This window comes from Ewingella americana, assembly GCF_006438725.1.
Classification (GTDB): domain Bacteria; phylum Pseudomonadota; class Gammaproteobacteria; order Enterobacterales; family Enterobacteriaceae; genus Ewingella; species Ewingella americana_A.
The window spans coordinates 12,969-26,008 of record NZ_RCZD01000019.1 but is presented as its reverse complement, the minus strand read 5'-3'; the positions used below and the strand labels follow the sequence as shown (position 1 = coordinate 26,008).

13 protein-coding genes and 1 pseudogene are annotated in these 13,040 nt (G+C 55.5%); 4 read left to right on the top strand and 10 right to left on the bottom strand.

The window, feature by feature from the left end; genetic code table 11:
- Together EAH77_RS23390 and EAH77_RS23385 are read left to right on the top strand one after the other, a co-directional pair.
- Entirely contained in the window at positions 1 to 1,002 is a 1,002-nt protein-coding gene (locus tag EAH77_RS23390) for an ornithine cyclodeaminase family protein (RefSeq protein WP_140475604.1), read from the top strand.
- Positions 992 to 1,846 carry a sulfurtransferase gene (locus EAH77_RS23385; protein WP_241673526.1) on the top strand — a complete coding sequence of 285 codons (855 nt, stop codon included), beginning with the start codon at positions 992 to 994 and terminating at the stop codon, positions 1,844 to 1,846. Before EAH77_RS23390 ends, EAH77_RS23385 begins: the two co-directional genes overlap by 11 nt.
- Here EAH77_RS23385 and EAH77_RS23380 read toward each other — a convergent pair.
- The 9 genes and pseudogenes from EAH77_RS23380 to EAH77_RS23340 all read right to left on the bottom strand — a co-directional run bounded on the left by EAH77_RS23380 (position 1,843) and on the right by EAH77_RS23340 (position 10,988).
- Complete coding sequence (locus EAH77_RS23380; protein ID WP_140475600.1) at positions 1,843 to 3,471, bottom strand: dipeptide ABC transporter ATP-binding protein; 1,629 nt, start codon at positions 3,469 to 3,471, stop codon at positions 1,843 to 1,845. The genes EAH77_RS23385 and EAH77_RS23380 overlap by 4 nt on opposite strands.
- 206 nt (positions 3,472 to 3,677) lie before the next feature.
- Positions 3,678 to 4,805 carry a glycosyltransferase family 2 protein gene (locus EAH77_RS23375; RefSeq protein WP_140475704.1) on the bottom strand — a complete coding sequence of 376 codons (1,128 nt, stop codon included), beginning with the start codon at positions 4,803 to 4,805 and terminating at the stop codon, positions 3,678 to 3,680.
- Positions 4,805 to 5,812 carry an NAD-dependent epimerase/dehydratase family protein gene (locus EAH77_RS23370; protein WP_161985850.1) on the bottom strand — a complete coding sequence of 336 codons (1,008 nt, stop codon included), beginning with the start codon at positions 5,810 to 5,812 and terminating at the stop codon, positions 4,805 to 4,807. Before EAH77_RS23370 ends, EAH77_RS23375 begins: the two co-directional genes overlap by 1 nt.
- Positions 5,764 to 7,083: a F390 synthetase-related protein gene (locus EAH77_RS23365; protein ID WP_140475596.1), complete on the bottom strand. Its 1,320-nt coding sequence runs from the start codon at positions 7,081 to 7,083 to the stop codon at positions 5,764 to 5,766. The genes EAH77_RS23370 and EAH77_RS23365 overlap by 49 nt, the downstream gene beginning before the upstream one ends.
- Positions 7,080 to 7,886 (bottom strand): MBL fold metallo-hydrolase, encoded by an 807-nt coding sequence (locus EAH77_RS23360; protein ID WP_140475594.1) that lies wholly within the window; start codon positions 7,884 to 7,886, stop codon positions 7,080 to 7,082. Before EAH77_RS23360 ends, EAH77_RS23365 begins: the two co-directional genes overlap by 4 nt.
- Positions 7,864 to 8,880: an NAD-dependent epimerase/dehydratase family protein gene (locus EAH77_RS23355; RefSeq protein WP_140475592.1), complete on the bottom strand. Its 1,017-nt coding sequence runs from the start codon at positions 8,878 to 8,880 to the stop codon at positions 7,864 to 7,866. Before EAH77_RS23355 ends, EAH77_RS23360 begins: the two co-directional genes overlap by 23 nt.
- A complete protein-coding gene (locus EAH77_RS23350; RefSeq protein ID WP_140475590.1) occupies positions 8,877 to 9,884 on the bottom strand; it encodes a 3-oxoacyl-[acyl-carrier-protein] synthase III C-terminal domain-containing protein in 1,008 nt (335 codons plus the stop codon). Before EAH77_RS23350 ends, EAH77_RS23355 begins: the two co-directional genes overlap by 4 nt.
- 322 nt (positions 9,885 to 10,206) lie before the next feature.
- Positions 10,207 to 10,326 (bottom strand): annotated as a pseudogene (locus EAH77_RS25850) (VENN motif pre-toxin domain-containing protein); the annotation flags it as partial.
- 23 nt (positions 10,327 to 10,349) lie between these two features.
- Entirely contained in the window at positions 10,350 to 10,988 is a 639-nt protein-coding gene (locus tag EAH77_RS23340) for an NADPH-dependent F420 reductase (RefSeq protein ID WP_140475588.1), read from the bottom strand.
- 105 nt (positions 10,989 to 11,093) lie between these two features.
- Here EAH77_RS23340 and EAH77_RS23335 point away from each other — a divergent pair, with 105 nt between their 5' ends.
- The gene (locus EAH77_RS23335; protein WP_140475586.1) at positions 11,094 to 11,981 is read left to right on the top strand and encodes a LysR family transcriptional regulator; all 888 of its coding nucleotides are present in this window, start codon (positions 11,094 to 11,096) and stop codon (positions 11,979 to 11,981) included.
- 148 nt (positions 11,982 to 12,129) lie between these two features.
- On the opposite strand, the gene EAH77_RS23330 is transcribed toward EAH77_RS23335, so the two are convergent.
- Positions 12,130 to 12,390 carry a helix-turn-helix domain-containing protein gene (locus tag EAH77_RS23330; protein WP_140475584.1) on the bottom strand — a complete coding sequence of 87 codons (261 nt, stop codon included), beginning with the start codon at positions 12,388 to 12,390 and terminating at the stop codon, positions 12,130 to 12,132.
- A gap of 532 nt (positions 12,391 to 12,922) precedes the next feature.
- Here EAH77_RS23330 and EAH77_RS23325 point away from each other — a divergent pair.
- Complete coding sequence (locus tag EAH77_RS23325) at positions 12,923 to 13,033, top strand: SymE family type I addiction module toxin (RefSeq protein ID WP_140475701.1); 111 nt, start codon at positions 12,923 to 12,925, stop codon at positions 13,031 to 13,033.
- The last annotated feature ends 7 nt before the right edge of the window (positions 13,034 to 13,040 follow it).

Here is a 13,040-nt window from a genome sequence, read left to right as displayed (position 1 = left end):
ATGACCCCAGGTTTTCGCTATCTGAGTCAGCAGGATGTGATCAGCCTCGGCGGGACGCGGGCACAGGCTGCGGTGGACGATGTTTGTGACGTTGTCACACTCATGCGTCAGCAACAGGCACAGATGCCAGCGGAAACTCACGTGGATCTCGGTTCGTCACGGGGAAAAGCCTACGCGCTGCCCGCCTGCGTCGGCGGACGTTTCAACGCCGCAGGCGTGAAATGGACCGCGCACCGCCCGGATGCACAGGACGGACTGCCGCAGGCTATGGCGCTGACGCTGATAAACCGCGCGGATGACGGCCTGCCACTCGGGCTGGTCGAAAGCCGTGCGCTGACCGCCACACGCACGGCGGCGGTTTCCGCGATTGCCCTGCGCCTGGCCGCGCCGCGTCCGGTGCAACGCATTCTGTTGCTGGGCGCAGGCGTGCAGGCGGTGGCGCATCTCGACATGCTGCGTGAGCTTTTTCCCGCTCTGCAACAGGTAAGCTGGTGGGATCGCAGTGCTGCTGCACTGCCGGTCAGTGCGAAAAATCTGCCGTGGCCGCTGGTCAGAGTGACGGATCTTGAGGAAGCCATCACCCAGCAGGCTGATGCAGTGATCACCTGCACCAGCGCCGCCGCGCCTTTGCTTGGCACTGAGGCCATCCTTCCCGGCCGGCTGGTGATTCAGGTGGGGTATCACGAAGTGACCTTTGAGGCCATCAGCCGCGCTACCCGCGTGGTGGTCGATCTGTGGGGAGATTTCTGTGAAACCAGCGCCAAAAGCCTGTTTCAGATGTACCGTGCCGGTTTATTCCCGCCGCAACGGGTGGACGCCGACCTGAGTAATCTGCTGATCGACGGCTGGCGACCGGCAGCGGATGACAGCGTGTATTTCTCTTCCTTTGGCCTGAATGTTTTCGACATTGCCCTCGCGTCGCGGGTTCTGCAACAGGCCGCCGAATGCGGTACCGGCACCCTTTTACCGCTGTTTACGGAGTCACTCTCTCTTGGCCACTAATCACGGTTCACTGACCCGCGACGGGGTGATCAGCGCCGCTGAACTGCTGGCGCGCAGCAAAAATGGCGAAGCCTTTGCGCTGATTGACGTCCGCGAGCAGGCGCAGTGGCGGGCGGGAACCTTGCCCGGCGCGCACCATCTCAACGTTTATGATTATTTCATTCCTGACAGCACCGGAGCCGGGGTTCAGGGCATGGCGAACGCGTTTCATCGCGCCTGGCAGCAACTGGCTATCAGTGACAACGTCACGCCGGTATTTTTTGAGCAGCAAGTGGGCATGCGCTCCCCGCGCGGCGCCTGGTTTGCGCAGTTCGGCGGCATCGCCAGTCCGCTCATTCTGGACGGCGGACTCGACGCCTGGACGCAGGCTGGTCGTCCCCTACAGCCCGGCACCAGCCACAGCGCGGTGATCAGCGCCGCAAACCCCGACACCGCCTCTGCGGCAGTACACCTGAAAAGTCTGACCGCGACGCGTGATGAAGTGCTTGCCGCCCAGGCCAATGGCGCGCAGATCCTTGACGCACGCCGCCCGACGGAATTCAGCGGGGAGTTCGCGCACGAGTGCTGCCACCGTGCCGGACGCATTCCCGGTGCGGTCTTGTTGTTCTGGGAGGATGTGGTGCAGGACGGCGCATTTCTCAGTGCGCAGGCGATCCGCCAGCGGGCGGTAAAAGCCGGGCTTCAGCCCGACCGGCAGGTCATCATTTATTGCCATCGCGGTGCACGTGCGGCGACGGTTTACGCCGCACTTCAGCGGGCGGGTTATCAGCAGTTGGCGGTGTATGTCGGCTCATGGCATGAATGGGCCGAACACCCTGAGCTGCCGTTGCTGACCGGCGGTTAACTGGCTTTGCGAAGTTGCAGCGCCCGCGTGATATCCGGCGCGGCGGCCAGCAGAGCCTGGGTATAAGGATGCTGCGGCGCCATCAGAACCTGCGCCGTCTCCCCGCTTTCCACCACGTTGCCGTGATACAACACCACCACGCGGTCACACACCTGTTTCACCGCCGCCAGATCGTGGCTGATAAACAGCACCGTCAGACCCAACTGCTGACGCAAGGTATCGAGCAGGGTCAGTATCTGCCCGCGTACGGAGAGATCCAGCGCCGACACCGCTTCATCCGCCACCAGCAATTCAGGTTCTGACGCCAGCGCACGGGCAATGGCCACGCGCTGACGCTGGCCGCCGGAAAAGGCACCGGGCAGGCGGCTGGCGTGATGCGGCTCCAGCCCCACCCGTTTCAGCAACTCTTCCACCCGCGCCTGAATCAGCGCCGGTGGCCGCAGTTTGTACACCCGCAGCGGTTCAGCAATCTGTTCACCAATGGTCATTTTCGGGTTCAGGCTGGCGTACGGATCCTGAAAGATAATCTGCGCCCTGCTGCGCATTTTATGCCGCGTGGCGGCATTGGCGCGGGTCAGGGAAACGCCGTCAAATTCGATATCGCCGCTGTCAGCGTCGGTCAGGCCAATGATGGCGCGTCCCAGCGTGGTTTTGCCTGATCCTGATTCACCGATCAGCCCGAGAATTTCTCCGCGACGGATATCAAAGGAGGTGGGAAACAGCACGGTCTGACGTCGGGCGGGCACGAAAGGCAGCCATTGTGCGTGCGGATAGCTTTTGGTCAGTTCACGCAGGCGGACCAGCGGATTCTCCACGCTGATTGCCGCCGTTTCCGGCAGAGGTTCCGGCTGTGAAGCCGCGATCAGTTTGCGGGTGTAGGGTTCCTGCGGATCCGTCAGCAGTTCTGCGACCGGACCCTGTTCGACCAGATGACCCTGATGCATGACATAGGCGCGGTCGGCATATCGCGCCACCACACTCAGATCATGGGTGATAAGCAGGATGCCCATGTCCATTTCCTGCTGCAAATCCTGCAACAGCGTGAGGATCTGCGCCTGAATGGTCACATCCAGCGCGGTGGTCGGTTCATCGGCAATCAGCATGACAGGTTTACAACTGATGGCGCTGGCGATCATCACCCGCTGGCGCATACCGCCGGAAAGCTGATGAATATACTGCTTCGCCCGCTGTTCCGGGTTCACAATCCCGACGCGGTCGAGCAAAGCGATGGCGTCGCGATGCGCCTGTTTCCAGCCGATCTGCTGATGACGCACCAGCACTTCGGCGATTTGCTCACCAACTTTCAGCACCGGATTCATGCTGGTCATCGGTTCCTGAAAAATCATCGCCAGGCGTTTACCGCGTGCCGACACGTCAAAATGCGTATCCGGGCTGGCAATTTTTTTGTCATCGAGCCAGATTTCACCGCCGGTCATGCTGACACCCGGCGGCAATAATCCCAGCAGAGAGAGCGAACTCAGGGTTTTACCCGAACCGGATCCCCCCACCAGTGCCACGATTTCACGCCGGTTAACCTGAAAGGAGACCTTGTTGACCAGCGGCAGCCCTGCTGCGGTATGGATCGCCAGTTCCTGAATATCGAGAAGCGTGCTTGCTGTCGTCATGGCATGTCCCAGGCTAATAATTAAGCATAGAGAATATATTCTATATCCTTCACAGACAACCGAAAGACGCCCTCTGACATAGCTGAATTTCTGCTAATTTATAACGTTTTGATACCGTGCTGCTTACGACAGCGCATCTTCGTTATCAGGCTGTGGCGAGGTTGAGCAAACCTGGGGGAAACACACTTTTGTCAAAACAGGGGGCGTCATAACGAATGAAAACGATCGTTGCTAAAAATTCGATATCGGCGTGAACGCCAATAAATTGTGCGATTTATTAACGCATGCAACAGGTGTACGGGCTGTAATAACTCAGACAACAGAGACAGCACCGGATGTGCGGGTATATCTCGGGAGAGTGCAAGCTGAACCCGGCGTAACCCGAAATGACGGATCAATAATACCGTGGCCAGCACGATGATATTCCCTGTATTGCCGCCACAGGCCAGTATCAACAGGGTCCAAAGCAGTAACGGATGCAGCCCCTGAAGCATAAAAATGACCCAATTCACACCCGGGCTTTTTTCACGCATGAGCAGAGTGGCGAATAAAAACCAGCGATGCATCTGGCGCACATAGCGCTGAGTATCGGGGACGCTGGTCTGTACCCGTACGGGAGATGCACTTTGGATAATCCTGACGTCGTTTTGGGCCAGCAGCGTGGCCAATGCCAGATCATCGGTCAGGTGGTGCAGGATGGGTGAAAAGCCACCGGCGTCCGCCAGCACACGGAGAGGTAATGCATAGCACATGCCGTTTATCGTTAGCGGCGCAGTAAAGGGTAACAGCGGTAAATAGGTCAACGCGGAGTTATCGTTGACGAACTGCGTCAGCAGCTGAGAAGGGATATTCTCTGCCGCCTGATACCAGGGTAAAGCAGTGACCAGTGAATGATCATCAAGCTCACCGATCATCCCCCGAAGCGCGGCCTCACTGAGTACAGCGTCATCGTCCAGCACGAGAACAATCTCTGTCTTGACTAATGTTCTCCCCTGCTCAAGCTTAAACAATTTAGGATTTATCCCTTCAGGTGCCGGTGGATACCAACCTATCTGAATGTCGTGCTCAGGATAGTGCTGCTTAAGTCGCGCAGTGATTTCCCCAGCCTCAGCATCATCACGGTCGATCAGCCAAACAAAGTGCACCCCAGACAGTGTTCGCAGATTCATCTCTAAAACCGACTCCAGGGCCGGGTCACCACTGAGTATCGGCTGAAGTATGGTGACATTGTCGATATTACCGGCGATTTTTTTGTCAGCGGCACGCAAAATGCGCAATGCAAAGAAGAGTTTAAAACTAAAAATCATCAGCCAGATCACAACGATCAACGTCATCATTTCATCGCCCGGTAGACCCGTAAGAAATCCCGCAGACTCTGGCGTAAATTCGCCGACGGTGGTCCAAAGTCCTCCAGCATACGCGTCACATCAAGAGTGGCAGAATACCCAAACACCCCAACACCAAAACGAGTAATGGGAGGTTCGCCAGCAAGTGGCAGCCAACGCCAAAACCCTTCCAAAATACCCGCGAAACGCAGTGCGGTACTGACTCGCATGGTTTTATCGGGTAAAGGTAACGCAAGCTGCTGTAAAATCTCGTCTAACAGTGCCGACGTCTCTAGCGGACAATGGGATGAGAGGTTATAACACGGCTGTAACTGAGGGTGCGTCACTGCGCTCATCAGGTAATCGCACAGGGTGTCTATATGCATAATATCGGCCTGTGCCTTCGTGCCATCACTTAACAGCTGTACCAGACGTTTCTTTTTTGCAGCCGCCATCAGCGGAGGGAAAAGCAAGCGATCGCCTGGGCCGAATATGGCACAGGGGCGAAGAATCGTTTTTTCACCCTGATATCCGGCTACCCGCCGTTCCGCCTGATACTTGCTCAGACCATACTGGCTGGTAAATACCGGGCCAACAGGGTCGCTCTCACGTAATTTGAACTGATGTTCAAAACGAGCATAAACCGCCGCGCTGGAAATAAAAATCAGGCGAGGTAAGCCGCGACGGTTACAAAAATCCAGGACATGCTGAGTGGTCTCAACATTGTCCCGATAGTACTCTTGCGGCGTTCCCCAAGGGGAGGCCCGACCGGCAGCATGAATCACCACATCAGGCGTTACGTCAAGCTGTTCCAGCTTATCAAGCGCCAGCGCGGCGTAGCGGACAGAGACGGGGAAATCATTGATGTGTTGCCGGCCAACACCGTACAGCGAGACGGTGTTTAACGCGGCGAAGCGTTTTAAAAACGCACTGCCAATGAAACCGGACGCCCCGGTAATGAGCACATTCACACTGTTTCTTCCGTTTGTACGGGTCGTTCGCCCGCATGTTTCCATCGGCAAATAATACGCCGCCGCTTGGTATCAAACTGCGTGGGGGGGATCTGCCTGCCCAGCGTCCAGGTCAGTTGTGCAACGTCGATATCCTGGCGAGCAAACAAGGCCGTCAATGCCTCGCGGCATTTTTCCAGCGTACTGAGGTCGCAATCAGCCAGTAAAGAGAGCGTATCGGCTCCCGTTTGTATCAAACGATAGTCTGCCGTTAACGGCAGGGTCATCGCCAGTACGCGGCTACAGGCATCAGCGAAAATCGTTTGCCGATGCCCATGGCGCAGAGGGAGCATCAACTGATCGTCCTGCCGCCCTTCAATATGCTCAATAGCCAGAGCAGCGCTGCCACAAGGACATTGGCCGGCTCTGGCTACCAGCACGTCATCAAGCCGATAGCGTACGATAGGTTGTGTCCGCCGGGTGAAGTCAGTGATAACCGGAATAAAACGCCGTTCATCCAGCCACTGCGGTTCGACAAGAATGAACTCTTCATTCATGTGCAATGTTCCAAATGCACAGGTCGAGGCCAGAAAGCCCTCCGTTGCCTGATAGATTTCCCCCACCTCACCAAAAACCTGGCTTATCAACGCCCTATCCTGCGCTTCTAACACTTCTGCTACCGAAATGACTTTTTTGACATTCAGGCTCAACCTCTTCGCCATCACCTCCAATGCCAGCGCGCGTAGCACCTGTGCGGGAGCCACGATCAGGGTGGGAGAATATGGCTCAAGGCGGGTTAATTGGTCCTGAAAAGACCCCAGCAGATCGTAAAAATCCAGGCTTAACCAGCGGTTTTTTACGCTCTGATAAAGATTATTATCCGCTCGTAAAAACAACGCCACCCGCTCTCCGGCAAACAAGCCCTCCGGCAACGTTTTAGCCAGCATGGCCGCCGCCCAAATTTTCTGTTCTTGTGGGCTGACCACAAACACCCCCCGCCGTCCTGAAGTCCCTGATGACAGCCCGACACTAAACTGCCCGACCTTAGGAGCGAAGTTGCGGCTATGCTCACTTTGCAATGCGCACGACATCAGTCGGTCTTGCTGTAAACCCGCCGTGTTCATCTGGTCGAAATGTTGCACCATCATCGATTTATCCATGAGCGGCCACTGCTCAAACGGCATCGCAAGATAACGACGAAACCATGGGCTTTTCCTGAGCACCTTTTTATGAAACGCCTTTAGCTTTTTGGCCTGCCAACGCTCAAGCGCTTCGCGCCGTGAAAAGTGCCGCCTCCGGGAAGCGAAATAACGCCAAAGCACGGTCAAGGGGATCATAAATCGCCCTCATGACACAACAGAATATCAACGCCACCCTGCTGCCAGAGTTCGTTCAACCGCTTGAGCGTATGGTAATAGGCCGGGGGGTCTGACAACACCAGATTGGCCAGTCGCGAGGGTCCACGCCGTTCCCGATAACTCACCGATGACCATGCAGCATCCGCAGCCAGCAGCGTCCACCCCGCCTCCGTCAACACAAACGCACCGAAGTGTCCGACAGCGTGACCAGGAAGCGGCAGCAAAATGATCTGCCGGTGACTATCAGGAAGGACATAGCCAGCATCGAACGGCGCCAATTCCGCGGGCAATGAGATCCGCTCGAAACCTTCGATAAAACGTAGCGAGGACTCGAAACTCTGGGGGACCAGCCCTGGAATAAACCCCTGACGCAGCGCCGTAAATCCCCGCAGCTTGCGCACATGCCCCCAGCCTTCTGCAGAACAGATCCCCGTGACATCAGGGAAATCACGTAACCCAGCAATATGGTCGGCATGAAAGTGCGACAGAATAATCCCGCTGAGGTCTCGGCTGACCAGCCCCTGAGCGCACAGCTGTTGGGCCAAAGACGCGTTGGGATCAAAATAGACTGGCGTCACATGGCGATAGAGCTGGAAAATGCCCGAACGGGTGTAGTGCTCAAACCAGGAGGCATAACCGGTGTCCCACAACCATCGGCGATCTCCCACCTCCAGCAGGTAAGCTCTGGAAGGAAATTTGCACACTTTTAGCCCGGCCCCTTTCAGGGCCATGCAGCCAATATGAGTACAATACCCCACTTCAAATGTGGTGATTTTTGCCATGCATCCTCAACCATTCTCCGGTCAACATAATCCCTTGTTCCATCGAAAATTTGGGTCTGTAACCCAACTCATTGATCGCTTTTTCTGCACTTAAGGTCATATCAAAGCTAACGGCTCCGACACTGTAACGTGTGAACTGCGGTTCTTTATTAGTGCATTTCCCTATTCCTTCCAGCGCGAACGCCACTATCGACAGTAAAGGCCAGGGCACGGACTTTATTTGATAATTCAGCCCCAGTTGTTGACGCAAAAGGGCATCGAGCATGGAAGAAAGACGCTGAGGTTGGTGGTTGGTGATGTTGTAAACGCTGCCGGAACGCAGCGTCTGATGGTGGGTGGCCAACGCCATTGCGTAGACCACATTCTGGACAAACGTCAGATCCAGCAATGCTTCACCGCCGCGCGGCAGACGTAAAACCCCGTCATCACGTTTAAGCTGTTGCAGCAGGCGGGGAACGATAACGTTATCATGCGCGCCGAACAGTCCGCGCGGGCGCAGCATAACGAATATCGTATGGTTAAAACGAGCGACTGCGGCGGCAATTTCCTGCTCTGCGGCATATTTGCTGCTGGCATAATGGCTGGAAAACGAGCGCGCCAGCGACGTCTCTGGCAGATCATAATGATGTTGAAAATCAAAATAAATTGCAGGGGTGGAAATATGGATAAACCGCGGGATCTCCGCCTGTCCCGCCGCTGCCGCCAACGTTTTCGTTGCCTTCACATTAGCCTGATAAAACGCAATCTTATCCCCCCAGGGGGAAGACTTCGCGGCGCAATGCCAGACAGCATCGCACCCCTCCATCAGTCTCACGCATTGGTCGACACTGGCCAGGGCCAGATCCAGCGGCATGAAATTCGCGCCGGCTCTGGCAAGCTGTTGACCCATGACCCGATTACGGCCCGTCGCCACCACCTGATGCCCGCAATCGAGCAGATACTGTGCAGCGTTACGCCCAAGACCACTGGTTGCGCCCGTCACCAAAACTTTCATGGTAATAGCACCATACCCGCCAGCGTCAGACCTGCCGCCGTACCAATAAGCATGACCGGCTTACCCGCGTTAAAGCGCTGAGTGATTACCGCCTCGTGCAATGCGGTTGGAATCGAAGCCGCAACCTGATTACCGTAATATCGATAAATATCAATCAATGAAGATCCCGGAACGTGCAGCCGTTTGCGCATATGTTCGAGGGAAAGGTGGCTGGCCTGATGTGGTACCACCGTCGCAATATCCTGAAGCGTCAGGCCGCTTTTTTGCAGCAGCCGCGACAGGTAGCCTTCCATGAGAGAAGCGGCATAACGGAACAGGGGTTTTCCCTGCATATGAAAGAGAAAGTCGCTTTCGTCCATACCTGCGCGTGGGTTGCGGCGGGTACCTCCCGCACGAACTTCACAAAGCTCGCTGCCTGCGGGATACATCTCCACCAGACTCGCCAGAATACCGCTTCGCCCGTCACCACGCTCGACAATGGCACAGGCAGCGCCGTCGCCAAAAATGAACGACGCCTCCTCGTGCCGCCAGTCAATACCTCGCGAAGCCAAATCTGCCGAGACAATGGCAATACGCTTATAGGCCCCCGTATTCAGCAGCCCGGCGGCCACCTCCAGCGCGGAAATAAAGCTGACACAACTGCTGTTGATATCAAATCCGGCCACGCCTGATGGCAAACCGGCGGCTTTAAGGATATGAATCGCACTGCACGGCAGAGCCTGTACGGCAATCGCTGAAGCACAAATAAGCAGATCAATGGAAGAGGCTGCAATGGCTCCTCTCTCCAGCGCGCAATGCAGCGCTTTTGCCGCCAGTTCGGCCTGGCTGGCCTCATCAGTCGCATGATAGCGCCAGGCAATACCAGACCGTTTTTCAACATAACCCTCGGGCTTACCCAGCCGGATATCCAACGCTGCCGACGTGACACAGTCCTCCGGTAGTGCAATACCCGTAGCGATAATTTTTATAGCCGCCACTGGCGCATCGATAATATTTTTTCCCATTAAACCAACCATTATCCCTATCACTTTTTGGCGGCGACGGCGCGTTTACCTGACACAACCCTCATCAACTGACCGAGTCAAAATATATTGAAACATCGGGTATTGCACTGTTAAACCTGCAACTGGTCTGTTTTAAGCGATGCGACGATAGGCGTAGGGTCAAGACCCAATGGCGCAATAATATCCGCCTGATGCCCGTCGGATTTAGTTTTCAGAGTGAGGAACGGCAGGAAGGGGGTATAGCTATGCGGATGTTTAGCATGAAGTCACATGATTCTATGTCAGAACCCAGCCTTAGCGCCGGGTTCTTTATTTTAGCGGACTACGGAACAGGAACTCTTTTCAGGGCGTTATTCTCCACCGCCACCTTACCAGCCAGCGATGGAGTCCCTGCTAAACCAACGGCAAGCCCTGCTACCAGGATACTGATTGCGTTGATTTTTCTGCATTGATCAGGCTAACACGTTAAACCGGCTCAGGCCTGCGCGCTTCGGCCAGGACCCCCTCCAGTTCACGCCTGGTCATGCGAACGCAATAACTCGGCATTGCGCGCTGGAAGCGCCAGCCCTCGGAAAGTGCACCCACGTCCACTGCGTCAAAACCAAAAGCATCGTAAAGAGCGATGATACGTTTTTTCGTTTCCTCGTCGTCTCCGGCCAACGGCAATGCACGGCGAGCGGGGTCTGCCGCGGGCAAGCCATCGCTTTCGAGATCCGTCATTTGAATGGCATTGAAGGCCTTGGTTATCTTCGATTGCGGCAGAAAACCGGCCAGATATTCACTGGTGGTGGTCCTCTGCTGATCCAGTTCTGTCACCTGTCCGTCGCGCTCAGGGTAATAGTTGACGGCATCGATGATCGGTTTCCCGGCAAGCAGTGCCACTGGCAACTGCCCCAGGGCGGTAAGCGGAACGGCGATCACCACGATGTCGCCAAAGGCGGCGGCCTCAGTGGCAGTGCCGATTTCGCAACCAATCATCGGCTTCAGGCTAAACAACGTCTGCGGCCCACGGGAATTGCTGAGCATAACCTGATGCCCGGCCTTGATCGCCAGCTTCGCCACTGCGCGCCCTACAAATCCTGCGCCGATAATGCCTATTTTCATGATTTTTACCTTTCAATTATCTGTCAGAAGGTTAAGAATAATTCGACACTCAGCATTGATAAACACGCGCCATAAGCATAGACAAACAACAAACAGGAGTGAATCGTGGACCGACTCACCAGCATGAATGTTTTCGTCAGGGCCGCCGAACTCGGCTCCTTCGCCGCAGCGGCAGAGGCATTACGCATTTCCCCGCAGATGGTGGCAAAGCACATTGCCCGGCTGGAATCACGGTTGGGCACGGCGCTGCTGAACCGGACGACCCGCCGCCAGCACTTGACCGACATAGGCCGCAGCTACTATGAACGCTGTAAAATTGTGCTGGCAGAGGCAGAAGCCGCAGATGCCATCGCGCTCGAAATGAAAGCCACGCCTTCCGGCACAATCCGCGTCAATGCCCCGGTGACGTTTGGCGCCTCGATGCTGGCACCTTTTATCACGCAATATTTGGATAAGTATCCCGACACTCAAGTTGAGCTGACGCTGACCGACCGTTTCGTCGATCCGATCGAGGAAGGCTATGAAGTTATCCTGCGTATTGGCGAACTGAACGACAGCACGATGATTGCCTACCCGCTGCGCCCTTACCGGCTGATCGTCTGCGCCTCGCCGGGTTATCTTGAACAAAATGGCATACCCGTAACACCTGCCGACCTGTCGCTTCACTCCTGTCTGATTTACGGGATTTGGTCGCCAAAATCGCCCTGCCGCTGGCTATTTTCTAAAGAGGGAAAAACGCAGGAAGTACGTCCCGAGGGGCGTTTTCGAGCCAATGACTGGCGAGCGCTTTTGCACGCAGCGGTCAGAGGATACGGCGTGACGCAGGGGCCTGAGGAGGTATTGAAGGATGAAATCCGCGCCGGGCGGCTGGTGCAAGTGCTGCCCGATTACCAATGTCCTTCGCGGAAAATGCACGTTCTCACGGCGGCGGGTTTACGGCAAACGGTCAAAATACGCAGTTTTATCAAAGCGGTTACTGAAACTTTTGGCTGACCATACCCCACGAGTCAGGCGCAGCGTGTTTGAAGAAGTACGGTGATGTTTATCGGCCTGAAAAGGAAAATGTTAAGCCGTAATGCAGATATAAATCCGTACCCACGGCAAGCGAAATTCCAGCACCCGCCATGGGTTACCGCTGCTTTTAGCCTTTGTTGGCTATTCGGACATTGCGTGTGATCAGCCTGCCCGATTGGTCAACATAACGGCTTGGCCAGATCTCCTGCGGTTTGACGTTCAACGCCATGGCGATCAGCATTTCGCCTTTCGGCCAGGGTCTGGAGAGCGCATTCGCCAGGGTTGACGAACTTAAACCGGATTGACGAGAGAGTGCCGCCAGCGTGGTGTTCTTTTTGTGCAGCGCAGCAATAATATCGGCCTGATGCCAGTCAGATTTAGTTTTCATCGCGCACCTCGCAAAACTGAGTGAGGAACGGCAGGAAGGTGGGATTGTGTGACGTTTTCATAGATTAGCGTATCCAATAGAGTAGATAACGCTACCACCTAAGCTGCGAAACTCGATGGTGGTAGCTCAGACGGAGTTCGCAGTACCGGCCTCTACTGGAATACCGGCCCGACCGAAGTCGGCACCGCCTGAGCCACCATAGAAATTGAAAATCACTTTTCAATAGATGCACTTAGGCCGCAACACTGAATCTGCACGAAGCACATTCCATGTCGCTAGTAGAGGAAATTCACAGGCTGCGAAACCCGGCTGCGGATTTTGCCGCAGCGATGCCGATTATACTGCAAACCGTTCTGGCTGACCAAGTAACTGATTGAGGTTGCGAGGGAGATTCCAGAATGATGTTAGGTTTAGCGATTGGGGTATATACCCGAGTCGGTATTGATCATAAAGGATCGTAATTTCACGTCAGAACCCGCCTTTACACCGTCAGTTATCGCCCCAATGGCGATAGGCCAACCCAAGTCCACAGCTGACGATTAAAGGTAAGTGGCTGGAGGAGTTCGGATTTACCACCGGCCAGCCGGTGAATATTACGGCTGAGAACGGCTGTCTGGTGATCAGGACTGAGCTGAACGTCTGAGGCTAAA

What these genes read in the sequence shown, in the direction of transcription:
- EAH77_RS23390 (WP_140475604.1), top strand. Translation starts at nt 1, where the DNA reads ATGACCCCAGGTTTTCGCTATCTGAGTCAGCAGGATGTGATCAGCCTC.
- EAH77_RS23380 (WP_140475600.1), bottom strand. Translation starts at nt 3,471, where the DNA reads ATGACGACAGCAAGCACGCTTCTCGATATTCAGGAACTGGCGATCCAT.
- EAH77_RS23375 (WP_140475704.1), bottom strand. Translation starts at nt 4,805, where the DNA reads ATGACGTTGATCGTTGTGATCTGGCTGATGATTTTTAGTTTTAAACTC.
- EAH77_RS23370 (WP_161985850.1), bottom strand. Translation starts at nt 5,812, where the DNA reads ATGGAAACATGCGGGCGAACGACCCGTACAAACGGAAGAAACAGTGTG.
- EAH77_RS23365 (WP_140475596.1), bottom strand. Translation starts at nt 7,083, where the DNA reads ATGATCCCCTTGACCGTGCTTTGGCGTTATTTCGCTTCCCGGAGGCGG.
- EAH77_RS23360 (WP_140475594.1), bottom strand. Translation starts at nt 7,886, where the DNA reads ATGGCAAAAATCACCACATTTGAAGTGGGGTATTGTACTCATATTGGC.
- EAH77_RS23355 (WP_140475592.1), bottom strand. Translation starts at nt 8,880, where the DNA reads ATGAAAGTTTTGGTGACGGGCGCAACCAGTGGTCTTGGGCGTAACGCT.
- EAH77_RS23350 (WP_140475590.1), bottom strand. Translation starts at nt 9,884, where the DNA reads ATGGGAAAAAATATTATCGATGCGCCAGTGGCGGCTATAAAAATTATC.
- EAH77_RS23340 (WP_140475588.1), bottom strand. Translation starts at nt 10,988, where the DNA reads ATGAAAATAGGCATTATCGGCGCAGGATTTGTAGGGCGCGCAGTGGCG.
- EAH77_RS23330 (WP_140475584.1), bottom strand. Translation starts at nt 12,390, where the DNA reads ATGAAAACTAAATCTGACTGGCATCAGGCCGATATTATTGCTGCGCTG.